Origin of the sequence: Bradyrhizobium sp. 521_C7_N1_3 (assembly GCF_052075975.1) — a bacterium.
GTDB lineage: Bacteria > Pseudomonadota > Alphaproteobacteria > Rhizobiales > Xanthobacteraceae > Bradyrhizobium > Bradyrhizobium japonicum.
Genome location: NZ_CP197232.1, coordinates 8,560,227 through 8,584,047, shown reverse-complemented (window position 1 = coordinate 8,584,047; position 23,821 = coordinate 8,560,227). Strand labels below are relative to the sequence as shown.

The following is a 23,821-nucleotide window of genomic DNA, read 5'->3' as shown; positions in this document are numbered from 1 at the left end:
GCGTCTTTGAAAGCAGGTGCCGGATGAAGCTTACGCGGTCGCGCATGTTCAACGAGCGGTAACTTGTGGTTCTCACGATCGTGATTGGAGTGATGAACGCCTATAAGCGTATGGCGATTGGCAATCGAAATGCACAGCAAACTCCGGGACCATTTTGAATTCGGCAGAGAATGACCATCTTGTCGCGCCTGTTGGCGCTTGTCGCAGTCGCGTTATTGCCCGCTATCTCGCTTCAGGCGTACAACGAGGTTAACCTTCGACGCGCGCGCCAAGTGGACGTACAGAATCAGGCGCTCGGTCTCGCTAAGCTCGCCGCCGAACAGCAGCAACAGATCGTTCAGGGCATTCGGCAGGTCCTGATTGCGCTGTCCGAACTTCCTGCAATAAAGGCGAGGGATAGCAACGCGTGCAACGCGGCACTGGCGGGGATGAAGTCCCGGTTTCCGGCTTTCCTTACTTTCGTCGCTACCGATCTGAATGGCCAGCCCTTCTGCGATACAAACAGCGATCGCAAGCCGGCGAATGTCTCCGGGCGGGCCTACTTTGCGGATGCGTTGAGTACGGGCGCGTTTACGGTGGGACAATTCTCGATCGGTCTGTCCGTCGATCGGAAACTCATTCAGTTTGCGCTGCCTTTCTACGGAAATGATGGTCAGTCAGGGGGCGTCATCATTGCGCCTCTCGGCCTGGACTGGTTAGCGGACTACATCGCGCGCGCGGGTGTTCCGGCGGGAGGCGCGCTGGCCATCACCGATCGCAACGGCACCTACCTTGCCCGCTATCCGGACAATGACCGATTTGTCGGTAAGAAATTGGTCCGCGCCGGTGATGAGAGGCAGTATGGCGACGGTCTCGCAGCGGACCTGGTCGATGTCGACGGCGTCGAGAGGATCGTGGGTTTCTCGGCTCTCGGGCCCGATTCTGGGGGACTTCGCGTCAGCTTCGGCCTCGACAAGGCGAACGCCTTTGCCGAGATCCAGAGCCGGACCCGACACGACATCTTCCTCATAGCCCTCAGCGCCATGATGGTGCTGGGCCTGACGCTGCTCGGCGCCCGGCAATTCATCCATCGCCCGCTCGGACTATTAGTTGACGCCGCGAACCGATGGCGCCTCGGCGACTATGCTCGCCGTGTGGACATCAGCGGCAGTTCTGAAATCGCGGGCGTAGCCGGCGCCTTCAACACCATGGCCGATGCGCTGGATCGCCGCGAGCAGGAATTGTCCGATGCAAAAGAGAAGGCCGAGGACGCCGCGGCCCGGCTTACGATGCTCTTCGAAAGCACAACCGACAGCGTCGTGATCGTCGACCACGATTGGCGGATCAGCTTCTTCAACCAGAGGGCCTGGTCTCAGATCGCTCAGGGGCGTGATCTGATTGGAATGCACCTGCAGGCGTCGCTTCTGGATGCCCCGGATACCGGAATCGTCGAGCAGCTTCGGGAAGTCATGTCGGACCGCCGTCCGGTTTCGTTCGAAGCGCACTGTCCTCGTCGTGCCGCTTGGTATGCGATCAACGCGTTTCCTTCCGGCGAAGGGATCGCGATCTTCTTTCGAGACGTCACCGAGCAAAAGCATGCCGTGGAGGCGCGCCAGCGCATCGAGGAGCAGCTTCATCAGAGTCAGAAGATGGAGTCCGTCGGACAGCTCACGGGCGGTGTTGCCCATGACTTCAACAACCTGCTTGCCGTCGTTTCGGGAAACCTTGATCTCATCGAGCGGGCGGCAAATGACGGCAGGATCCGGCGCTTTGCCGCGATTGCGCGGCGTGCCGCCGACCGGGGGGCGAAGCTCACCGCACAGCTCCTCGCTTTCTCTCGACGGCAAAAGCTCAACCCTAAACTGATTAATGCCAACGAGCTGATCTCCAACTTCCAGGGGCTCGTCCGTCAGGCGGTCGGCGCAGAATGCGAGGTCAGGCTGAAGATCGACGAGCGATTGTGGCTCTGTCAGGTGGATCCATCCCTGCTGGAGACTGCCCTTCTCAATCTAGCGCTGAACGGTCGCGATGCGATGCCGGGCGGCGGAGTGCTCGAGATCGAGGCGCGGAACGTCGTTCTGGATGGGGAAGCCGTCGCGGGATGTCCGGCCGGATCATATGTGAGGCTGTCCGTCTCGGATACGGGGCATGGGATGTCTCCCGAGGTGCGAGACCGGATTTTCGAGCCCTTCTTCACGACCAAGGAAGTTGGCAAGGGCACTGGCCTCGGTCTCAGCATGGTGTATGGCTTTGTCCGGCAATCCGGTGGCTATATTTCAGTCGAAAGTGCCCCTAACGCCGGCACCACGATCTCACTGTACCTGCCGAGAGCCAATCCGGAGGCTCACGACGAGGTGGAAACCGAACAGACCCGGGCTATGCCGGGAGGCTCCGAGCGAATTCTTTTGGTCGAGGACAATGAAGATCTGTTGGAAGTCGTGTCTGCAATGCTGACGAGCTTTGGCTATCGGATTCGCCTTGCTCACAACGGTACCGAAGCCATCCGAATTCTCGACAGCGATCAGGGGTTCGATCTTCTGTTCAGCGATGTCATCATGCCGAATGGTCCTAATGGCGTCGAGCTTGCTCGCGAAGCAAAGCGGCGGAACAGCAGGATCAAGATATTACTGACGTCGGGCTACGTGGGAGACGTACTCGCGCGTCACGGGGCGGCAGACGAGTTCCCGATCATTCACAAGCCCTTCGGCGTGTCCGAACTCGCTCAACGTCTGCATTCTCTTTTTCAGAAAGAAGATAGTTAGGCAGGCACGAAGCCGGAAGGCATCGCCGTCCATAGCGACAATGCGTATTCGTCTCTAGAGCCAGCCATCTCACGGTTCTTGCGGATCAGGTCGAGGCAGCCGTGCTCGAACGCAAAGTCCCTCACGTAACTTAAGGTGGCGCAGATCTGTACCGGTTGAGCGCATGGTTGCTGCCTCAATTTCGCGAGGGGCACCATGACCGAGAGACTCAAGAGCGTGCTTGCAATGTTTAGTATATAGTGTTTCACTAAACAAATCGAGCTTGGCTGAATCCCTAAGAATCCAGACAGGCGCGAGGAAACGTCCGTTTAGTCGTTCGGCCCGTGAAGGACTGTATCGCTCTGCTCGAAGCATTCGAGCGGGTTGGAGAGTCGCGCCATGTCGATGGCCGGCCCCACTGAGAGGGAAAGCGTTATGAAACAGACAGTGAAGGCGCTTCTTACTACGTTCGGAGTTCTCGCATCCTCGTTCGGTGTCGGAGTGGGGACTACTCCCGCGCATGCGCAGGCCAAGACCATCACGCTGTGCTGGGCCGCGTGGGATCCTGCCAACGCCCTGGTCGAACTGTCGAAGGATTTCACCGCCAAGACCGGCGTCGGCATGAAGTTCGAGTTCGTGCCGTGGACCAACTATGCCGACCGCTTCCTGAACGAGCTCAATTCGCATGGCTCGCTGTGCGATCTCATCATCGGGGATTCGCAATGGATCGGGGGCGCCGCCGAGAACGGTCAGTACGTCAAGCTCAACGATTTCTTCACAAAGGAAGGAATCAGCATGGACGATTACATGCCAGCGACAGTGGTCGGCTATTCCGAGTGGCCGAAGAACAGCCCGAACTATTGGGCGCTGCCCGCCATGGGTGACGCGGTGGGCTGGACCTATCGCAAAGACTGGTTTGCGCGGCCTGAGATCCAGGCGGATTTCAAGGCCAAGTACGGCCGCGATCTCGCCGTGCCGAAGACGCTCGATGAACTGCGCGACATCGCAAAATTCTTCCAGGGCCGCGAGATCGACGGCAAGAAGGTCTATGGCGCTTCGATCTATACCGAGCGGGGCTCGGAAGGCATCACCATGGGCGTGTCGAACTATCTCTATGATTACGGCTTCCAGTATCAGGATCCGAAGAAGCCGTATTCAATGGACGGGTTCGTCAATTCGCCCGGCGCCGTGAAGGGGCTCGAGGCCTACAAGGAGCTCTACAAGTGCTGTACGCCCCCCGGCGCATCCAACTCCTACATGTCCGAAGGGCTTGATGCGTTCAAGTCGGGGCAAGTCGCGCTGCAGATGAACTTCTTCGCCTTCTTCCCGGGCCTCTACAAGGATCCGAACGTCGGTGGGGACAAGATCGGCTTCTTCAGCAATCCCGCCGGCCCCGCGACCCGGGCGACGCAGCTCGGCGGGCAGGGTATCTCGGTCGTTTCTTATTCCAAGAACCAGGCCGAGGCGCTGCAATATATCAAATGGTTCTCCGGTGGAGATGTGCAGAAGAAGTGGTGGGCGCTCGGCGGCTATTCCTGCGCCAAGTCAGTGTTGAACGATCCGGGCTTCCCGAACAGCGCGCCGTTTGCCGGCGAGTTTTTGAAGTCGATGGGAATGGTCGTCGACTTCTGGGCCGAGCCTTCCTATGCCCAACTCCTGCAAGCCGAACAGAAGCGCGTGCATGACTACGTGGTGGCGGACAAGGGCACCGCGCAGGAAGCGCTCGATGGCCTGGTAAAGGACTGGAAGGCGATCTTCAAAGAAGAAGGCAAGAAGTTCTAGGGCAAACGCCTGGAGCGCACGTCGAGCGCGCTCCAGGCTCTCTTCGGTAGAACCCGCAGGCGTCGCATTGTCGACAATCGCGACGCCAGGATTGACCAGGGCCATGAACGATTTGAGTACCTCGTCGCAGATCACCTACCGGGCCGTCCCGATCCGACCAGGCGTGATACGTCGTATCCGCGGCCTTTCGGACCAGGCGCTCGCATGGCTCTTCATCACACCGACGATCGTGCTGCTGCTGGCGATCAACATCTTCCCGCTGGTATGGACGATCTACCTGTCATTTACCAACTACCGCGCCAATCGGCCGAACGCGCCGACGCTATGGCTGGGGACCGATTGGTACCAGTCGATCCTGACCGATCCGGATATCTGGGCGGCAATGCAGGTCACGGCGCATTTCGTGGTTTGGACCGTGCTGATCGAGACTGTGCTCGGATTCGGCCTTGCGTTCCTGATCGACAAGAAATTCCGTGGCCATGGCCTGTGGACCACGATCATTCTGTTGCCGATGATGCTCTCACCAGCGGTTGTCGGCAATTTCTGGACCTTCCTCTATCAGCCGCAGATCGGGCTGTTCAACTACGTGGTCGCCTTCTTCACGGGGCGCGGCGCTTCGTCGTTCCAGATGCTGGGAGACGTGACCCTCAGCCCGTGGGCCATCGTCATCGTCGACGCCTGGATGTGGACGCCCTACGTAATGCTGATTTGCCTGGCGGGGCTGCGGTCGATCCCGGATTACATTTATGAGGCAGCGGAGGTCGACCGGGCGTCGAATTGGCGGCAATTCTGGTCGATCACGCTGCCGATGGCTCTGCCGTTCATCATGCTCGCGGTGCTCTTTCGCGGGATCGAGAATTTCAAGATGTTCGACATGGTCAACCTCCTGACCGGAGGAGGGCCGGGCTCGACCACGGAAGTCGCTTCGATCACATTGAAGCGCGCGGCCTTTGAGAGTTGGCGAACCGGCTATTCCTCGGCCTTTGCGATCATTCTGTTCGTCACAGTGTTTGGCCTTGCTAACATCTACGTCAAGGCGCTGAACCGGGTGAAAAGCCGATGAGCGTCTCAAATGCAGCCCACTCAGTCGTCGAACCGTCGACCGGCACTCGCCGCTTTGCCGGCCTGCTCGTCATACTCTATGCCATCATAACGATGGTTCCGCTGATATGGATCGTGCTCACCTCGTTCAAGTCGCCTGACGATGCGATCTCCTATCCGCCGAAGGTCTTCTTCAAGCCCTCCCTCGAAGGCTATTGTAACGTCTTCACAACGCGCTCGCGCCAGACCCAGGAGTTTATCCAGACGCTGGGGCCGCCGCAGGGGCTTTGTGACAACATCGCGCGCAGCCGCAACATGGTTGTCGCCGGGCCGTCTAACTACGTACCTCGCTTCATCAACTCGCTGATTATCGCCTTTGGCTCGACGGTGCTTGCCGTCGCGCTCGGTACGCTCTCGGCTTATGGTTTTTCGCGCTTCCGCGTGCCTCTCAAGGACGACCTCCTGTTCTTCATTCTGTCGACCAGAATGATGCCGCCAATCGCGGTCGCGATCCCGATCTACCTGATGTACCGGACCGTCGGGCTATCGGATACCCGTCTCGGGATGATCCTGCTCTACACTTCGGTGAACGTCTCGCTCGCTGTCTGGCTACTCAAGGGCTTCATCGATGAAATCCCGCGCGAATACGAAGAAGCGGCAATGATCGATGGCTATACGCGATTCCAGGCATTCGTGAAGGTGGTTCTCCCGCAGGCGACGACCGGGATTGCCGCAACGGCAATCTTCTGCCTGATTTTTGCGTGGAACGAATACGCCTTTGCCGTGCTTCTGACCTCTGGCAACGCTCAGACCGCGCCCCCATTCATTCCGATCATTATCGGCGAAGGCGGCCAGGATTGGCCGGCCGTAGCCGCCGGTACGACGATCTTTCTTGTGCCGATCGTCGTGTTCACGGTGCTGCTTCGCAAGCATCTTCTGCGCGGCATTACCTTTGGGGCCGTCCGCAAATGAACCTTGATGTGAACACGTCAATGCCGCGCGTCAGCCTGACGAGCAGAATGTTGCGGCGCGGTCCGCTAGAGGCCATCGCGACGGCGATCATTGCCGCGGGCGTGGTCATGCTGATGCAGCCGTTTTTTCTGACGCTATATTCCTGGTCTTTCGCGGTCACTCTCTTTGGGACGGTGATGTTCACAATCGTCTCGAAGGTCCGGGAGTAGCGCTCGATGGCACAGATCAGGGTTGAAGCGCTCAACAAATCCTTTGGAGAGTTTCACGCAGTCAAGGGCGCGAGCTTTACGGTGGATGACGGCCAGTTCCTTTGTCTGCTTGGGCCGTCCGGCTGCGGCAAAACGACAACGCTGCGGATGATTGCAGGGCTGGAATTGCCGACATCCGGCACGATCAGGCTCGACGGCGAGGACGTGACGATGAACCGTGCCTCCGCGCGAGATATCGCCTTCGTCTTCCAGCTATTTGCGCTCTATCCGCACATGAATGTCCGGCGCAATATCGGCTTTCCGCTCAAATGCGAGGGGATCGGAGCCGCGGAGTGCGACCGGCGCGTGGTGGAGGCCGCTCGGATCCTGCGTATCTCCCACCTCCTTGATCGGTCGGTTTCGACCCTCACCGGCGGCGACCGTCAGCGCGTCGCGCTTGGGCGGGCGATCGTCCGCAAGCCGAAGTGCTTCCTGATGGACGAGCCGCTCGGAGCGCTCGATACCGAGATGCGCGAGGCGATGATACAGGAATTGCGCGCGCTGCATGACCGGCTTGGTGCGACCACCGTTTACGTCACGCATGATCAACTGGAGGCCATGGCAATGGCGGACCTGATTGCGGTGATGAACAACGGCGTGGTCGAGCAGATTGCGAGTCCGCGCGACATTTATGATCGGCCTGTTTCGCTCTTCGTCGCGGACTTCATCGGTTCTCCAGCGATGAATTTCCTGCCGTTTCGCGGCAGCCTGCGAGCCGGGGCGCAGGCGATCCGGCTCGGGGATCGCGACGTTGCGATACCCACCGCGCGCGAGGCTCTGGTGGAGAGCGACCTTGTCCTGGGTGTCAGACCCGAGCATGTGCGTTTTTCCGATAGCGGCACGGTGCGGGGCGAGATCTATGGGTCGGAATATCTCGGCACGACACAGATCGTGACGGTGACGACGCCTTACGGCGCTCTCAAGGCCCGCTCGCCCGCCAGCATGCCCTTTCGGATCGGGATGAATGTCGGGCTCGATTTTCGGCCCGATACGTTGTCGCTCTTCGACCAGGGGTCGGGACGGGCAATACGCACCGCACTGCACGAGGGAGGCAAGCATGGCTGAAGTCGAGATCGAGGCGGTCTCCAAGGCGTTTGGCAACACGCAAGCCGTCGTCGATCTGTCCCTCACCATTGGAGATGGCGAATTCGTTGCGTTGCTGGGGCCGACCGGCGCCGGCAAGACGACGACGCTGCGTCTCGTTGCCGGATTAGAGGCGCCCGACAGCGGTTCGGTCCGCATCGACGGACGCGATGTGACCAGTGATGCGCCGGCGGATCGCGACGTCGCCTTCGTATTCCAGCAATATTCGTTGTACCCGCATCTGACCGTGTTCGAGAACATGGCCTTTGCGCTACGCGCGCCGACTCGGCGCCTGCAGGAGGCCGAAATTCGCGCAAAGGTCGAACAGGTTGCGCGTCTTCTCCATATCGAGGCCAAGCTCCACAGCAAGGCGACCCAGTTATCGGGCGGGCAGATGCAGCGCGTTGCGATTGGCCGCGCTCTGGTGCGCTCGCCCTCGATCTACCTGATGGACGAGCCGCTTTCCTCGCTCGATGCCAAGCTGCGCGGTGAAATGCGCCTGGAGCTTAAGCGCATCCAGATCGATCTCGGCGCAACGATCCTCTACGTCACCCACGATCAAACCGAGGCTATGACCATGGCATCGCGCATCGGCGTGATGGAGGCCGGGCGACTGATGCAGATCGGCACGCCGCGCGAGATTTACGAGAACCCGGTCAACGCCTATGTCGCTGCCCGGCTCGGCCAGCCGATGATCAACCTGCTGCCGGCCGGTCTATTCGCGGGCGCTCCGTCGAGCGCCAAGACCATCGGCGCGCGTACCGAGCACCTGGCTATCACACGCAATGGCGGAGACGTGTCGGCGACCGTCACGCGGGTCGAGCATCTCGGCGACCAGAGTCATTTGCACCTGGATCTCGGTGGTCAACCCGTCGTGACGTTGGCGGAGTCTGAGATCACGTTGGATGTCGGCGACGTGGTGTCACTACGCCTCAACAAGCCGCTGTTCTTCGACGCGGCCGGCAGGAGGGTCGCAGCATGAGTCTCGATCGGGCCTCTAGGGAAGAGCTGGTGCGAGCGCTTGCGGAAGCGGTGATCCAGCACGCCGATGAGCTGACCGACCTCGATCAGGCGATCGGTGACGGCGATCATGGGTTGAACATGAAGCGCGGTTTCGAAGCCGTGCTCGCGACGTTGCCCGGCCTTGCGGACAAATCACTGCCGGAAATGCTGAAGTCGATCGGAATGACGCTGGTCATGAAGGTCGGCGGGGCCTCTGGGCCATTGGTCGGGACTTTCTTTATGGAGCTGGGTAAGGCGCTTCCGGAGCAGCCGACACGTGCCGAGTTCGTCGCGGCGGCGGATATGGCGATCAACGCCGTGAAGGCACGTGGACGTTCAGAAGCAGGGCAGAAGACCTTGCTCGACGTGCTGGTACCGGTGCAAGCGGTATTGGCCGCGGGTGGCGATGCGCGGGCGATTGCGATGGAGGCAGCGCAGGCGGCCGATCGCACAACGCCGATGCTCGCCATTCGCGGCAGGGCTTCTTTTCTCGGCGAACGTTCGATTGGTCACATGGACCCAGGTTCACGCTCAGTGTCCCTGTTGATCGGCGCTGCAGCCAAAGTATTGGAATTCGAGGGAAGGTTATGAAAAGTCAAGATCGCGGCAATGTCGGAATCGTCATTGTTTCACATTCGCCCAAGATAGCGGAAGGCGCGGCAGATATGGTGCGTCAGATGGTAGGCAATGCGGTGCCGCTCGCCTGGACCGGCGGCGATGTCGATGGAGGGCTCGGCACGAATGTTGCTGGAATCCTGGAGGCGATCGAGGCGGCGTGGTCCGCAGCAGGTGTGGCTGTGCTCGTTGATCTCGGTGGAGCGGAGACAAATTCCGAGATGGCGGTGGAAATGTTGGCTGAAGATCGAAGGGCGCGCGTCGTCGTCTGCAATGCTCCGGTGGTCGAAGGAGCGGTGATTGCAGCGACGGAATCCTCGGGTGGCTCATCGCTCGCAGCCGTCAAGCGTAGCGCGGAGGAATTCTATGCATGAAGCCCACGCCAGCCGGGCAGGTGAGACGTCGGTGCCGCTGACCGCCTCGGCGGTTCTCGTCAACAAGGTCGGACTTCATGCGCGGCCGTCGGTCAAGCTCACGCAGTGTGCGAAGAGGTTTGCCGCAAAGATCGAACTCGCCCTCTCTGGAGACGGGCCTTGGACGGATGCCAAGAGTCCGGTGAAGGTGATGCGTGTGAAAGCCCCGCGGGGGGCGACGCTGCATTTCCGGGTCACCGGACCGGACGGAGAGGTGGCGCTTGCTGCCATGCTTGCGCTTGTGCATGACGGTTTTGGCGAGGCTTAACGGCAGTGGCAGAGATCCAACTTATCGGCCGTGCCGCATCGCCGGGCCTCGCGTTCGGGCCGGTCGCCGTGCTGACTTCGGCCGTGGCCGGGCGAATGGCGAGCGAAGATCCGGAGCAGGAGGCTGCAGCTCTGCGGGCGGCGATCGGGGGGGCGAGGGCGCAACTCGCCGAGCAGATCAAGATGATTCAGAGTGAGGCGGCAGACATTCTGGAGTTCCAGGCCGCCATGTTGGAAGACGATGCACTAACAGATACGGCATATGAACTTATCGCGATCGGGATCGCTGCCGACCATGCCTGGCGCCGGGCACTCGACCTGGAGATCGCCGGCTATCGCGCGGCTGAGGATGAATATTTCCGTGCCCGGGCCGTTGATATCGTTGATATCCGCGATCGCGTGCTTGCGCATCTGGGCGGCGTGGACGTTGTCGCCGGAGTCGCGGGCGGTTCGATTGTTGCGGCTGAAGATATCACGCCTTCGACCTTTCTTGCGACTGACTGGTCGCAAGGCGGCGCGATCGCGCTGGCCAGCGGCTCACCTTCCTCGCATGTCGCCATGTTGGCGCGTGCGCGCGGGGCGCCGATGGTCGTTGGATTAGGTCCGTTGTCGTGGCACGGACAACCACCAGTCCTGGCGCTGGTAGACGGCGACGCCGGAAGGGTCATCTTCGATCCGGAGCCGGAGACCATCCGTCTCTTTGAGCTGCGTATGGCGGCTGCGAAGGCCGAGCTGGCTGTCGCCGAGGCGACCAGCCTTGCGCCTGCCTTCGTCGCCAATGGTCGGCGGATAACGATTCTGCTCAATGTCGCCGGGCCTGAAGACCTTGCAAACCTTGATCCAGCAGTTTGCGACGGCATCGGCCTTGTACGCACGGAATTCCTGTTCGAGGCGGCCCACGGCCTGCCGGACGAGGAAACGCAATACAGGGTCTATCGAGACATTCTCGTCTGGGCCCAAGATAAGCCGGTGACGATCCGGACCCTGGATGCAGGCGGCGACAAGCAGGTTCCCGGTTTGACGGTCGAAGGTGAGAGCAATCCGTTTCTCGGCCTCCGCGGTATCCGCCTCTCGCTCGCGCGGCCGGAGGTGTTTCGCATGCAGCTCCGCGCGCTCTGCCGTGCGGCTGTCCATGGCACGCTGAAAGTGATGCTGCCCATGGTTGCGGTGCCGTCGGAATTGGACCGCGCGAACGAAATACTTGACGCGGAGTTCACAGCCCTCCAAGCGAAAGGAGTTGCCTGCGCTCGCCCGCCGCTCGGCATTATGGTCGAGGTTCCAGCGGCGGCGCTCCGTGCAGCGGATTTTGGCGCTGCATTCTATTCCATCGGTTCGAACGATCTAACCCAGTACACCATGGCGGCGGCGCGCGACATCGGCGCAGTCGCTGACCTCAATGATACCAGCAATCCGGCTGTGCTGGCACTGATAGCCGCGACCGTCGAGGCCGGGCTGAAGCGTGGCGTCGAGGTTTCGCTCTGTGGCGACGCCGCGGCCAACACTCATCTGACGGCGGCGCTGCTCGCGACCGGATTGACAACTCTCTCTGTGTCGCCGATTGCCGTCGCACGGCTCAAGGCCGCAATCGCAAAGGTGAGTTCATGAAGGACGATGTCGGCAAGGACACGCCCGGTGACAAGAATGTCGCAGAATACAAAATAATCCTGCGAAAGGTACTCGACAATCGACCCTCGGGGACGCGCCTGAAGCTTGCGGCGGCGCTGGGCAAGAATCGTTCTTTCGTGAGTCAAATCACGAATCCGGCTTATCTGGTGCCGATCCCGGCGAAGCATGTCGCGGTCATCTTCGACGTCTGCCATCTGTCCAGCGCCGAGCGTGCGGCATTTCTCGATGCGTATGGCCGCGCGCACCCCGGAAGACTGCGCGCACCCCACCGCGAAGCGCGCACGCGTGTCATTACGGTGACCGTTCCTGAACTCGGTGACGACAAGAAGAATCGTGCGCTCGAGCAGCTCATCGTGGATTTGGCCGCGCAGCTCGCGCGCTTTGCGGAAAGCGTCGGTTAGCCATTGAATCGAACTTAGACCGGACTGGGAGAACGCTCATGAAAAAGCTGATCAACAGCGCCGATACCGTACTCGAAGAAAGTCTTGACGGCCTCGCCGCAGCGCACGCGGATATCCTGCTGCTCGGCGCCGAGCGCAAATTTGTGCGCCGTCGCACGTTGAAACCGGGCAAGGTCGCGCTGATTTCGGGAGGCGGCTCGGGACATGAGCCGCTGCATGCGGGCTTTGTCGGCCTGGGCATGCTCGACGCGGCTTGTCCTGGCCAGGTCTTCACCTCGCCGACGCCAGATCAGATGATCGAGGCTGCAGAGGCCGTCGACACCGGCGCAGGTGTGCTGTTCATCGTCAAGAACTACGAAGGCGATGTGATGAATTTCACCATGGCAGCCGAGATGGCCGGCCGAGAGGTTGCGAGTGTGGTGACAAACGATGACGTGGCAGTCGAGAAGTCGACTTACACGACTGGTCGTCGTGGCGTCGCGGGAACGTTGATCGTGGAAAAAATGGTCGGCGCCGCCGCCGAGACCGGAATGCCGCTTGCCGCGCTCAAGGCGCTCGGCGATGAAGTCAACCGGCGTACGCGCTCGATGGGCGTCGCGCTATTGCCATGTACTGTGCCGGCCGCCGGGCGGCCAAATTTCACGTTGGCCGACGATGAAATGGAAATGGGCGTCGGCATTCATGGCGAGCCTGGCCGGCGCAGGGTACCGTTGGCTTCCGCCGATGCGATCGCCGCCGAGGTGCTCGACGCGATCCTGAAGGATCTTGCGCCGAGCAAGGGCAGTGAGGTGCTGCTTCTCATTAACGGATTTGGTGCGACGCCCCTGATCGAACTCTATTTGATGGTCAATGCCGCAAAGCGGATTCTGGATCGCGCGGGGATCACGGTGACGCGCTTCCTGACCGGTTCCTACGTCACATCCCTCGACATGGCCGGTGTCTCGATCACCGTATCTGTGCTCGATAGCAAGGCGACGACATTATGGGATGCCCCGGTGCAGACCGCAGCTCTGCGTTGGGGCGTCTGATTTCGCTTCACCGCGCCGTCCTATCCGGAACACATCGCCGTGATCGACGCCCGCCGAACGATCGATCAGTTCCGCTGCGATCGAGCCAAAAAAGGGCGCTGCCGACAATGCCCGGTGATCTTGCGCTATGAGACGAGCTAGCGACATCGAACGACATGCCCGGGCTGTCGGAACAAGTTAATTCGGTGTACGATGGTGTCGCGAAGGAGAATTCGCCCACGCATGGGATGAATGAGCCACGCCATGGAAGAGAAGTCTCCTCAAATAAGATTGGCGCAGCCGAGGGGGACCGTCCTGACGAATATGGCCGTCGCAGCGTTGACAATTGCTGCGCTCTATTTCGGCCGCGAAATTTTTGTTCCCTTCGCGTTAGCGGTTCTCCTGAGCTTCGTTTTGGCGCCCTTCGTGATGCGCTTACGTTCCTGGCGAATTCCGCGCACGGTTTCTGTGCTGGTGGTCGTCTTCATCGGATTCTCGATCATATTTAGTCTGGGCGGTCTTATGGTTTCGCAGGCGACCCGGCTTGCCGCCAAGCTGCCTGGCTATCAACAAACATTGAGTGACAAAATCGAAAGTCTGCGCGGTTTGATGGGCGACGGCTCTGGAACATTGGAGCAGGCGTCGACGGTTCTGAAGGAATTGAAGACAGAGTTGCAGAATCGAGATGGGGCCGGGCGACCTGCTGGCGGCGAACTCACCAAGCAGCCCTCAGACAAGCCGATACCCATACCCGTTGAGGTAAGGCAACCGGATCCCGGTGCTCTGTCGACGTTTGGCGCAATCATCCAGCCACTGATCTCACCTTTAACGACGACAGGGATCGTCGTGATCTTTGTTGTCTTTGTCCTGCTGCAACGGGAAGATTTGAGGAATCGGCTTGTCCGACTGGCTGGATCAGCCGATATTCAACGCACAACTGCGGCCCTGGACGACGCCGGCAAGCGTCTGAGCAAGCTCTTTCTTACCCAGATCGCGTTCAATGGCGTGTTCGGTCTTGCAATAGGCATAGGTCTCGAATTCATCGGTGTCCCTTCGGCTCCGCTATGGGGGCTGGTCGCGATGATCATGCGATTTGTACCGTATATCGGTGCACTGATATCTTCGGTTTTCCCTCTCATTCTCGCGGCGGCGGTGGGCCCGGGCTGGCAGATGCTGATACTTACGGCGGTCCTGTTCGTCGTGCTTGAGCTGCTTGCCGGACAAGTCCTCGAACCCTTGATTTTTGGGCATAGCTCGGGTCTTTCTCCGATTGCAATTATCCTGTCCGCGTCATTCTGGACGTGGCTTTGGGGGCCGGTCGGACTGGTGTTGGCCACGCCCCTGACAATTTGTCTCGTCGTCCTTGGGCGGCATGTCGATCGCCTCAAATTTCTTGACGTTATGCTTGGCGACCGACCACCGCTGACTCCGCCGCAACTGGCTTATCAACGAATGCTGGCGGGAGATCCCATTGAAGCGGTGGAACAGGCGCATGAATACCTGAATGACTCGTCGCTTGAGAATTATTACGACGACATCCTCTTGAAAGGCCTGAGACTCGCGGAGGCCGACCGTCAATTGGGTCACCTCGATCAGGACCGATTAAATCGGGTAGTCTCAACGGTGGAAGAATTGGTCGCTGAACTGGGGGCACGCCATGACGTGGAAGCAACAGGACCCAGTTCCCCGGACCTAAGCTCGAGCCCGGGAGCTGCCATTACATTCGAGCGAGCAGGCTCCGAGCACGCTTTGATTCCGGAGCCGCCGACCTCGTCTATTTCGGTCGTTTGCATCCCTGGTGCCGGGCGACTCGATGAGGCGACGGCGCTCGTGCTGGCGCAGCTTCTGCGGTACCGCGGGATTCAGGCAATTGCGGAAAAGGCTGATGCTTCATCAATGTCGAAATTGCTTTCGCTCGAATTGGCGAACACCGCGCTTGTATGCGTCTGCTATCTGAGTCAGCCGTCCACCGCCAAGATTCAGCACGTCGTTCGAGGGCTCAGTAAAAGGATTGGCGCAACCCGTATCCTCTTCGCTTTGCTGGGAACGGGAGCCGCAGAAACGGTGGGAAACGCTTCCAACGCGTTGGTGGCAAGCGGGTCATTCGGTGCAACCTTGGAAGCAGTCGTTCACGTGACCTCCGCGCAAACTGATGCGTCGGATCAGGCGAAGGCAGCTGCTCCGGCGTAAAAACGAATTCTTTGCTCCTTTGGATTGCCGGGGTCGCAGAGCGACCATCCGCATCGGTCACCTGGTCCTGGGGAGAGCAAAAGGATGGGCGGGGACCGCGCGACGGTGACCCTTGCGAATTATTTGCCATGCGAAACGCGTGTGGAATGTCCGCTCACGCCTCACAAGCCAAACATTCAGTTTGCACGGCCGCCATGACCCTTTGACCTAGGTCAATACTCTCAACGTGGGTTTACCTTGGAAGTAGCAACTATCGGAGCGACTGCACTCTTCGCCTGCATCTTGTGCGTAACGCCGATATCGCTCGTATGTCGCGCAAGGGAAACGTGTCGTTGTCGGTGGCAGGCAGCCTGAGCTAATCACGCAAGGAGGAGCTGTACATGGGTATCCTTGACGAGTTAATGGGCGGTGGGCAACGCCAGAAAGAGTATCGGGATTTCGTTGGTCGATACGAACAAGGAAATCCGTCGGAGGGTTATTCCGATCAAGAGGTTCTCAAACGGTATGGTGATGTGTCACACGCCGTGCCGTCTGACCAGTACGCGCAGGCAGCGATAGAAGCGTTGGGCAAGCTTTCGCCCGAGGAACGGGCGGCGTTCGTGAAGATGCTGCAGGAGCGAGCCGCCGCGCGCGGCGTGGCTCTTCCGGGACAAGTGGCCCCCGAACCGAAGGAATTGGGCGAGGTGCTCACCGATCTGCATGGGAAGCCCGGTCAGCTCCGGGATATCCTCGTCAGTGGCGATGCCCAGCCTCAAGAGCAAGCCCAACCGTCGAACCCGATCATCGACATACTTGCGTCCCCGCAGGCCAAGGCCGTGCTTGCGGGCATCGCGGCCATGGTGGTCAAGCGGGTCATGCAGGGTTCATCCCGAACCGCGTAGCTTGGCCAGCGGCAAGTTCGGGCATGGTCCGCTATGCCGCCGAAACGGAAGGGCGTGAAGCGAGCCGGATCAATCTCGACCACCGCCTCGCTCAGATCAGTGCGCCGCACATCGCATGAATCTCTAAAGCGAATTTCAGCATACAAAAATGGCAAAGCGGAAATTGCAGATATGCTGAAGTCGCGCGGTCCCGGCACTTTCCCCTGGCCCCCGAGGGACCCGGAACGCAGTAGGGGCGTCGCTGGTGCGCGTCTGACTGCTGTGCGTTACCGCCCGTGCCGGGTGTGCCCGCCGCCTCCCGTTGTGCCCGGAGCGCCGTCATGCGCTATCCGTAGCGGCTTGCCTGTCCCGCGCGACCGGGCGCATCCTCTCTCGCATGGGCGGCAATCGTTCGAGTAGAGGAGCAGAACAGATGAGCGACCTTGTCGTAATTGCATTTCCAACCGAGGCGAAGGCGGAGGAAGTTCGTCAAAAATTGCTGGCCATGCAGAAGGAGTATTTGATCGAACTCGGCGATGCCGTGATCGCCGTGAAAGACAGCAACGGACACATCAAACTAAATCAACTGATCAACACCACGGCTGCTGGTGCGGCTACCGGCGCCTTTTGGGGCACGCTGATTGGCCTGATCTTTTTGATGCCGCTTGCTGGTGCTGCCCTTGGCGTCGCATCCGGCACACTCAGCGGATATTTAACGGATGTCGGCATCAACGACAAATGGATGAAAGAGACCGCCGCCGCCGTTCAACCCGGAACCGCAGCGCTCTTCGTACTGGTGCGCAAAGTCACGGCAGACAAGGTTCTTGAGAAGCTAAAAGGCGAAGGCGGCACGGTGCTAAAGACTTCTCTCGATCACACCAAGGAAGCCGCCTTGCAAGCAGCGCTGGCGGCGGTCAAAGAGGCGGTACCGGCGGCTTCGCCTCCTGATTTGCCGGGCGCTTGAAACGATGGCGACCGCCTGCCGACGACCGCTCTCGGCATTACCGCAGCCCTCTCTAGCGCAGTGACGCCGCGCCGGGTGCGGTCATCGGTGCGGTTCCGGGTCCTTTCAGGGCCGGAGGCAAGTGCCGGGACGGCGCGGCCACGCCGTATGAATATATTTGCAATTCATCATACCGCGCTAGATTTAGTGCGATCCGTTCACGTGCCTGAGCCCGAGGCACAGCGTTGACCTAGATCAAACCATTGATGGCGGTGACGTTCTTCTGAACGGAGAGGGCCGCCGGGTGAGTGTGCGGCTGGGCTTGTTCTTTAATTCCCAGGACTTTGATCTATTTCGCCAAATGCGCGAGGGATGCAGATGTCGGACAATCCCATCGACGTGATCGAAGCCGCCATTCGCTCCGCCTTCACCAGTTACCCAAAGGAAGACGACCCGGATTGGAGAAGTCCGCACTGGATCAAGCCTGACGAGTGCACGCACTTGGCACAGGGCATACTGCTGGAATTGCACGCAAAGGGATTTGAAATCGTGAAGAGGCAGACCTGATAGATCGGCGGCGAGCCCGCGCAATTGGTCATTTGAAGCGACTAGATCTCGCGACGTGACACAGGCTCGACGCAGGCGGCCGAGACGCGCCGCTCGACCGGCACCTTGCGGGCGTTACCATTCCTGCCCGTGCGCTTCCCAACTGCGACAGATGTCGCGGTTGATTTCTTTCGCTCGAACCTTCGTTGCCACATCGCGCGCGCCCTTGTGTCCGGGACCGCATAAAATTGAACCAGGAATGCGCGATGGCAAAAATCCTCGTTGGCGTTGTTGCGATGCACCGAACAACGTGCGCTCGGCGAGCGGCTCAGGCTGTATGTCGAAGGGAACTTCCATAATGCTTGAAGAAGTTATCAAGCTTCACTGGTTCGCCGGTATCTCGCCAGAACAGTCTTTTACCGAGGCTGGCCGCCACTGCGAGGCGGTGGTGGCCGCCGATTAAAGTGTGGTCATCGGATGCTGTTGCGATGATCTCGCCGTCTTCGTCCACGATTTTCATGTGCTGCCTCCAATCCAGCGTGCGGTCAGGCTGCCGCGATGGTGCGCAATCCTATCTAACCTTATGCGGGCTCTGGGCGTTCCAACCCATGAAGATCACGGCTTCCATATTCGACATGCGTCACATCGCCGCCCGTTGTGTACCAACTGGCAAGGCCCAATTGCGGAGGGCGCGCGCCAGCACTCGACGGTCCCGGACCTGGAAGCCGCCCGGCGATGGCAAATGGGCAAATTCTTTGTTGTGGATCAATTCCAAGGTGCCCAGACAGTCGTAGGCTGCGCCGAAAACGAGGGAGGTTCCGCATGGCATCAATCTTCTCGACGCCCCATCCAGAAAAATGCCCTCAATGTGGTTCTGGGTTGGTCCATCTAGAGTGGCGTGAGCGCGTCAATACCCAAGAAATCCATGATCTTTGGCGCTGCTTTGACTGCAAAAGCGAGTTTGTCACCGCCGCCACTCCTGATGAGAGAGAACCCTCGGTCGTCGAGATAACCAGGCCCTTCTTTACGAGCCTGATAGTCTAATCGACTGGCGTGGCTCGCGCTTTACTTGACGCCCTGACCGCCGACGTGCGCACGGGCCAAGCCGTCCCGGAGCAGCCGTCACGGTCGGCACGATCTGCTCCGATTTCTTGCTCGCGGAGTGGTCGAGGCACTTTGCGATCCAAGCATCGTCGAAGCCGAGGTCACCTGCCAAGGTCGCCGCCGTTCGGCGGAGATCGTGCGGCGTGAAGCGCTTGAGGCCCAATAAATCACAGAGCCGGGGCGCGTCTTGCTCTTGTCCTCGTTCCGGCGCCAAACGCCACTCTTTGCGACGATCGGGCAAATAGGTCCTTGCCGTTACCTACCGTGAGCTTCGTCAGGCAGGATTCGAACGAGCACGCGCATCCGGTCCTCCACTGGCCCAGGAAACAGGCTAAGGTCGGAGCCCTCATCAAGGGTCAAAAGGACACGCTCGATGACCACAATCAAGTTCTTGGCGACTGGATTGATCGCGATCACCGTCCTTACAACGACCGCCGTGGCTCGCGAGAAATTCGCAGCCGGACGAACGCGCCTCACGGTGCACGGCAAGCCCTGTCATATATTCAATACTGGCCCCGGCGGCTGCTGGATTGTCTGGGAGGGCATTCCAATATGGTTCGGTCCGTCGGTCCGGGGCGTGCCCGGCCGCATTTGCGACGATGGCGACAATCCGAGGATATGTTGAGATGCGGACGATAGGAGGCGCGCAGCGTTATCCGAGGCAATCGCTGCGCGGTTCGGCCCTCGGCGGCGTCGGTCAGCGCGGTGGCGGCGAGAAGTACGCGCGGGTGCTTGTGCTCGCGTTTCGGCACCGTCAAGTGCCGGATCGCATCGGGTAACGTGATGAGCTCGGTGCCGCTGGGCAGCACGATCCGAGTGTCAAAGCGGCGCCGACGTGATGTCGTCAAAGTGCCGGCAAGGCCGCGCCCGCTACTGGTCGAGCGGCCCCTTCCAATCTGTAAAGTCGTATACGGCCCACCATCGATGCAGTGTCTGCCCGCACGCTTTGCAATCGAAGCGCCCGCTTGCCACGACCGGCCGCCTTGTTTGGATAGCGCTGTGAAGCGCCCCGCAAAACAAGCAACTAAAAAAGACGCGCATTGGTCATCGATTCCCGGTCGAAGTGCACCCCGTGCGTTGGGCCAACTGGGTCGCCATAGTAAAAAGGGCAGTTTGTATCTTGGCAATTCAGGCCAAATATTTGTGAGTTCGCGCCAACGAAGGTCCTCGGTCGCGATGCGGCGCGGTGGGCCCAGGGTGCAGTGAGTGCACATAATTCACAAAGGACAAAAGGCCCGGCTGGGCCGGGCCCCATTGCACGCCACTCGCGTCGGTGACTTGTGAGTTCAGAGGCCAAAGGACCAACCGATTGCGAGACGCTGGCTCACTGGCGAATCAGTACTGTAATTTGTCGACACAATTGAGGCGACGACGGTCGTCCCCGAGCATCTCAAGCTCGGCACTATGCGGCAGTCACGGCCATGGCAGCGATCCTCACGGCTTATCCCTTCGGCGGCTTCCCCAGCAAACCACCTCGCGACCTCGGGCGACGTGATCGGATCGGCCCACCTCGTCAACCCCTCCCCACGAAAATATTCCACTTTGCCGAAATTCGGAAATGGCGTATGTGTCGCCCATCCCGGCTCACCAAGAGGGGCGATCTTGTGTCGTCACTGTCGCGAGCCGGGCTTGCGGTGGACGCGGCAGCGTCGGGCGCGAGAGGTCAGGGGCAGGGCGGATTGCTCTCCGTGAGCCCAAGACTTCGTGCCGGATGAGCGGCGCTGCCAGGCTTCGTCTCGTCTGCAAGTTTCCGGCTCCGTCGACAGGGCTGGAAAACTGCGGCGAAATGGCGGGCCGTGCGTACGGCAAAACCGTGTGGTCCTGGCCGTCGTTGCTACAGTCAAGTGCTTTGCGGATGCGGCAGTCGCGTCAACCGGCGCGGTGTCGGCGACTTTCGCAGGCGTGAGGGAGGCCAGAAGGAATTCGGCTCCCGGGAGAGCACGGCATAAGCCGTCCAACCATCGCGCAGGGAAGGCCGAGTGATTGGCACCACCTGTATGCTGCTGTGCGGTTTCCTTGCGCTACCTTTCGCGCAGCGGACCGCGGGTGCGAGGTCAGCACCCGGCCTTCCCTGCGCCCTCTTGGCTTCGAGGGTGGAGTGACCAGGCAAAGCTCGGGCGGAATGCGCCGCGAGAAGGCGATGGTGCGCCTGCAGGGCCGTAGGATGGGTAGAACACCTGCGAAACCCATCGTGCTTCCGCGTTGATGAGAGACGATGGGTTTCGCTGCGCTCTACCCATCCTACGAGGCTGCCGTTTGACAGGCCGACGTTGCAGCTCAGCGCGGGCCGCTGTGTCCATCGTCCGGATCGCTCTCCGGCTCCTGGATCAGCACCACCGGCTCGTCATAGCCTTTGCGGCTGCTGTAAAACACAAGCGCCATCAGGCCGACGCCGACGACCAGCGAGAACACCACGCCGAGCACCAGGGCGACATAGCCGGACGCCGGCACGCTGGTATCCGTGCTGGTCCAGCCGAGATAGCCGAGAACGCACGCGCCGACGAGCATCGCGCACAGCACCGCGATGACCAGCCATCGGGCGAGCTTGCTCTCTTGCGCCTTGGGCGGCGCCGGTTGCCCGCTGGTCACGTTCATGAACCTCTCCTCGCGCGGCCGTCGCGCCGCGCTTACGGTGCGGTGGCCTTGGTCGCGATCGCATGCAGCGCGGCGGTCATCGCGCCGATGGCGGTCCTGGCCGGCTCGCCGACGCCGTGACGGCCGGCGAGATAGGCCGGATCGTTGTAGGACAGCCAGGTCGCGCCTTGCTCGTCCTGCCAGACCAGCGCCTTCAGCGGCAGGTCGATGCCGATGGTCTGCGCCTGCTGCATCAACGGCGTGCCGCCCTTGGCGTTGCCGAAGATGAGGAGATCGGTCGGCCGCAGATTCAGGCCCACGGCGGCAGCGCCCGCGGCGTGATCGACATGGGCAAACACGGTGAGGCCCTTGGCCTTCACCTCGGTCTCGAGCCGCGTCATGGTGTCCTGCGGGCCAAAGCTGCTCTTGATGGTGATGAGTCCGTCGGTAGCCATTGCCTGTGTCTCCCAGAAACATGTCGCGACCAGCGCGAAGATCCCGACCAGCGTGAAGAGCCTCATGATCTCAGGCTCACTTCTTGCGGAATAATCGCGCCGGGTCGAATTCCGGCTCCGGAATGAAGCCGTCGCGATTGGGCATCCTGATCTTCGGCAAGGACTCCTTGTCGACCTTGCCGTCGGCGGGAACGATGCCGTTGAGGCTCAATATGTAGGCGGTGACGGCATAGGTCTCGTCGGTGCTGAGCGAGCCTGGCGTCGGATATGGCATCGCGCGATGAATGTAGTCGAACAGGGTCGTCGCATAGGGCCAGAAGCTGCCGACGGTCTTGACCGGCATGTTGGAGGCGAGCGTGCCCTGTCCGCCGGCGAGACGATCCTTGATGCCGCCCTGGCCGTTGTCGCCATGACAGGCCGCGCAATTATCGGCGAAAATCTGCTTGCCCTGCACCGCCGTGCCGCTGCCGTCAGGCAGGCCCTTGCCGTCGGGGCCGACGTCGATGTCCCACAGCTTGATTTCCTGCGGCGTTGCCGGACGGCCGAAATCGAACGCCAGCGCGGGCTCGGTGAGCAGGCCGGCGGTGAGGATGCCGGCGAGAATGAGCTTGTCATGCGAGGACATTGCGGACCCTCCCGGCTTCGTCGATGCTCCAGGTCTGCTGGGCGTTGTAGTGAAACAGCGCGTTGGTCCCCATCGCAGCAATGAAGGACTGCCGGTCCGGCTGAACGTTGCCGTGGTCGTCGGTCGAGCGGCTCACGATCTTTGTCGGCTTGCCGTCCCACACCCAATCCATCTGGAAGCGCACCTGCGCCTTGGACAACACCGGCTGGCTTAATTGCGCGGGCTTCCACGTCTTGGCGCCGTCGGTGGATATCTCGACCTTGGCGATCTTGCCATGCCCGCTCCAGGCAAGACCCGAGATGCGGTTATAGCCGGGCTGGATCTGCATCATGCCCGATGGTTGCGTGATGACGGAGTTGGTTTCCATCCGCAGCTGGAACTGCCGCGCCTTGCCGGTGGCCAGCAGCTGCGTGTAGCGCGCCGTCTCCCAGCGCGTCATCCAGGGCTCGGTGCCGAACTTGAGGCGGCGCAGCCATTTGATGTTGAGGTTGCCTTCGAAGCCCGGCATCACCAGCCGCATCGGAAAACCGTGCGCGGGCCGCAGCGGCTCGCCGTTCTGGCCATAGGCGACGAAAGCCTCGTTCACGATCTCGTCGGTGAGGGGAATGCTGCGATCGACGCCCGCGCCGTCGCCACCCTCCGCCAGCATCCAGTTCGAGCCCTTGTCCTTGGCGACGAGGTCGATCAGGAATTTAAGCGGAACGCCGGTCCATTCATTGGTGCTGACCAGACCATGCGTGTTCTGCACCGTCACGTCAGGATCGGCCTTTTTCCAGTTCTCCCAGCCGTTGCCGGTGCATTCGATGAACACGACGCGCGTGACCGACGGCATCCGCTTCAGATCGTCGACGCTGAACACCAGCGGCTTCGAGACCATGCCATGGATGAGCAGCCGGTGCTGCGCGGGATCGATATCGGGCACGCCGGAATGGCTGCGCTCGTAATGCAGATCGGTCGGCGTGATGTTGCCGACGAGCTTCTGATGCGGCGTCTTGGAATTGATGGCATCGCCGGGATCGACGTTGCGCTTGCCCGGCGTGGCCTCGGGAATGCGATCGAGCTTTGCAAACCGGGAACGTTCGCTGTGCGCGCTGAGATCGGCGCCGGGCCCGCGATCGGGGACGTCGGCAAGCGTCTCGGCGCCCGCTGCCTCGGACGCCACAGCGCCAAGGATGCCCGCCGACAGGCCTCCCACGAAGCCGCGGCGCGACACATTCGCAGGCCGTGGCAACAACTCGACTGGCGTCTTGGACGTCATATGATCTCCCCTCGATGAACCCGTTTTTTGGAAATCCCTGCCGCCTTCGTGCCGTGACATTGACCGAACACCGTGAGGATTGCTCGTTA

The 23,821-nt window shown here is 60.7% G+C and carries 24 protein-coding genes; 19 read left to right on the top strand and 5 right to left on the bottom strand.

Annotated elements, in window-relative coordinates:
- The first annotated feature begins 170 nt into the window (after positions 1 to 170).
- The 17 genes from AB7008_RS40455 to AB7008_RS40375 all read left to right on the top strand — a co-directional run bounded on the left by AB7008_RS40455 (position 171) and on the right by AB7008_RS40375 (position 17,737).
- Complete coding sequence (locus AB7008_RS40455; protein WP_441260589.1) at positions 171 to 2,741, top strand: ATP-binding protein; 2,571 nt, start codon at positions 171 to 173, stop codon at positions 2,739 to 2,741.
- A gap of 414 nt (positions 2,742 to 3,155) precedes the next feature.
- A complete protein-coding gene (locus AB7008_RS40450; RefSeq protein WP_028160812.1) occupies positions 3,156 to 4,502 on the top strand; it encodes an ABC transporter substrate-binding protein in 1,347 nt (448 codons plus the stop codon).
- A gap of 103 nt (positions 4,503 to 4,605) precedes the next feature.
- Positions 4,606 to 5,565 (top strand): carbohydrate ABC transporter permease, encoded by a 960-nt coding sequence (locus AB7008_RS40445; protein WP_014492573.1) that lies wholly within the window; start codon positions 4,606 to 4,608, stop codon positions 5,563 to 5,565.
- Positions 5,562 to 6,515, top strand: a complete 954-nt coding sequence (locus AB7008_RS40440; RefSeq protein WP_028160811.1) for a carbohydrate ABC transporter permease — start codon at positions 5,562 to 5,564, stop codon at positions 6,513 to 6,515. The genes AB7008_RS40445 and AB7008_RS40440 overlap by 4 nt, the downstream gene beginning before the upstream one ends.
- Complete coding sequence (locus AB7008_RS40435; RefSeq protein WP_041955349.1) at positions 6,512 to 6,724, top strand: hypothetical protein; 213 nt, start codon at positions 6,512 to 6,514, stop codon at positions 6,722 to 6,724. Before AB7008_RS40440 ends, AB7008_RS40435 begins: the two co-directional genes overlap by 4 nt.
- A 6-nt stretch (positions 6,725 to 6,730) precedes the next feature.
- The gene (locus AB7008_RS40430; protein WP_441260588.1) at positions 6,731 to 7,828 is read left to right on the top strand and encodes an ABC transporter ATP-binding protein; all 1,098 of its coding nucleotides are present in this window, start codon (positions 6,731 to 6,733) and stop codon (positions 7,826 to 7,828) included.
- Complete coding sequence (locus AB7008_RS40425; protein ID WP_441260587.1) at positions 7,821 to 8,828, top strand: ABC transporter ATP-binding protein; 1,008 nt, start codon at positions 7,821 to 7,823, stop codon at positions 8,826 to 8,828. The genes AB7008_RS40430 and AB7008_RS40425 overlap by 8 nt, the downstream gene beginning before the upstream one ends.
- A complete protein-coding gene (gene dhaL / locus AB7008_RS40420) occupies positions 8,825 to 9,439 on the top strand; it encodes a dihydroxyacetone kinase subunit DhaL (protein ID WP_441260586.1) in 615 nt (204 codons plus the stop codon). Before AB7008_RS40425 ends, dhaL begins: the two co-directional genes overlap by 4 nt.
- Positions 9,436 to 9,837, top strand: coding sequence for a dihydroxyacetone kinase phosphoryl donor subunit DhaM (gene dhaM / locus AB7008_RS40415; RefSeq protein WP_441260585.1), 402 nt, complete (start codon positions 9,436 to 9,438; stop codon positions 9,835 to 9,837). The genes dhaL and dhaM overlap by 4 nt, the downstream gene beginning before the upstream one ends.
- Positions 9,830 to 10,144 carry an HPr family phosphocarrier protein gene (locus AB7008_RS40410; protein WP_441260584.1) on the top strand — a complete coding sequence of 105 codons (315 nt, stop codon included), beginning with the start codon at positions 9,830 to 9,832 and terminating at the stop codon, positions 10,142 to 10,144. Before dhaM ends, AB7008_RS40410 begins: the two co-directional genes overlap by 8 nt.
- Positions 10,145 to 10,149: 5 nt before the next feature.
- Positions 10,150 to 11,748 carry a phosphoenolpyruvate--protein phosphotransferase gene (gene ptsP, locus AB7008_RS40405; RefSeq protein ID WP_441260583.1) on the top strand — a complete coding sequence of 533 codons (1,599 nt, stop codon included), beginning with the start codon at positions 10,150 to 10,152 and terminating at the stop codon, positions 11,746 to 11,748.
- Positions 11,745 to 12,170, top strand: a complete 426-nt coding sequence (locus AB7008_RS40400) for a hypothetical protein (protein WP_028160804.1) — start codon at positions 11,745 to 11,747, stop codon at positions 12,168 to 12,170. Before ptsP ends, AB7008_RS40400 begins: the two co-directional genes overlap by 4 nt.
- Positions 12,171 to 12,208: 38 nt before the next feature.
- Positions 12,209 to 13,198: a dihydroxyacetone kinase subunit DhaK gene (gene dhaK / locus AB7008_RS40395; RefSeq protein ID WP_304491285.1), complete on the top strand. Its 990-nt coding sequence runs from the start codon at positions 12,209 to 12,211 to the stop codon at positions 13,196 to 13,198.
- A gap of 243 nt (positions 13,199 to 13,441) precedes the next feature.
- A complete protein-coding gene (locus tag AB7008_RS40390; protein WP_304491284.1) occupies positions 13,442 to 15,367 on the top strand; it encodes an AI-2E family transporter in 1,926 nt (641 codons plus the stop codon).
- Positions 15,368 to 15,747: 380 nt separating this feature from the next.
- Complete coding sequence (locus tag AB7008_RS40385; protein ID WP_014492584.1) at positions 15,748 to 16,248, top strand: hypothetical protein; 501 nt, start codon at positions 15,748 to 15,750, stop codon at positions 16,246 to 16,248.
- A gap of 412 nt (positions 16,249 to 16,660) precedes the next feature.
- On the top strand, positions 16,661 to 17,191 hold the full coding sequence (locus AB7008_RS40380) for a DUF1269 domain-containing protein (protein WP_028160801.1): 531 nt from the start codon (positions 16,661 to 16,663) through the stop codon (positions 17,189 to 17,191).
- Positions 17,192 to 17,548: 357 nt separating this feature from the next.
- Positions 17,549 to 17,737, top strand: a complete 189-nt coding sequence (locus AB7008_RS40375; protein ID WP_244464033.1) for a hypothetical protein — start codon at positions 17,549 to 17,551, stop codon at positions 17,735 to 17,737.
- 307 nt (positions 17,738 to 18,044) lie between these two features.
- Here the strand turns inward: AB7008_RS40375 and AB7008_RS40370 are convergent, their stop codons facing one another.
- The gene (locus AB7008_RS40370; protein ID WP_028150075.1) at positions 18,045 to 18,236 is read right to left on the bottom strand and encodes a hypothetical protein; all 192 of its coding nucleotides are present in this window, start codon (positions 18,234 to 18,236) and stop codon (positions 18,045 to 18,047) included.
- Positions 18,237 to 19,193: 957 nt separating this feature from the next.
- On the opposite strand from AB7008_RS40370, the gene AB7008_RS40365 reads away from it, so the two are divergent.
- Both AB7008_RS40365 and AB7008_RS40360 read left to right on the top strand, forming a co-directional pair.
- A complete protein-coding gene (locus AB7008_RS40365; protein WP_152620981.1) occupies positions 19,194 to 19,445 on the top strand; it encodes a hypothetical protein in 252 nt (83 codons plus the stop codon).
- A gap of 1 nt (position 19,446) precedes the next feature.
- Positions 19,447 to 19,599: a hypothetical protein gene (locus AB7008_RS40360; RefSeq protein ID WP_304491283.1), complete on the top strand. Its 153-nt coding sequence runs from the start codon at positions 19,447 to 19,449 to the stop codon at positions 19,597 to 19,599.
- A gap of 1,498 nt (positions 19,600 to 21,097) precedes the next feature.
- Here AB7008_RS40360 and AB7008_RS40355 read toward each other — a convergent pair.
- From AB7008_RS40355 to soxC, 4 genes are read right to left on the bottom strand one after another with little or no spacing between them, the layout of a single operon-like run.
- Positions 21,098 to 21,415, bottom strand: a complete 318-nt coding sequence (locus tag AB7008_RS40355; protein ID WP_248879773.1) for a hypothetical protein — start codon at positions 21,413 to 21,415, stop codon at positions 21,098 to 21,100.
- A gap of 32 nt (positions 21,416 to 21,447) precedes the next feature.
- Positions 21,448 to 21,915, bottom strand: coding sequence for a DUF302 domain-containing protein (locus tag AB7008_RS40350; protein ID WP_304491282.1), 468 nt, complete (start codon positions 21,913 to 21,915; stop codon positions 21,448 to 21,450).
- A gap of 10 nt (positions 21,916 to 21,925) precedes the next feature.
- On the bottom strand, positions 21,926 to 22,474 hold the full coding sequence (locus tag AB7008_RS40345; protein ID WP_304491281.1) for a c-type cytochrome: 549 nt from the start codon (positions 22,472 to 22,474) through the stop codon (positions 21,926 to 21,928).
- Positions 22,461 to 23,732 (bottom strand): sulfite dehydrogenase, encoded by a 1,272-nt coding sequence (soxC, locus tag AB7008_RS40340; protein WP_304491280.1) that lies wholly within the window; start codon positions 23,730 to 23,732, stop codon positions 22,461 to 22,463. Before soxC ends, AB7008_RS40345 begins: the two co-directional genes overlap by 14 nt.
- Between the last annotated feature and the right edge of the window lie 89 nt (positions 23,733 to 23,821).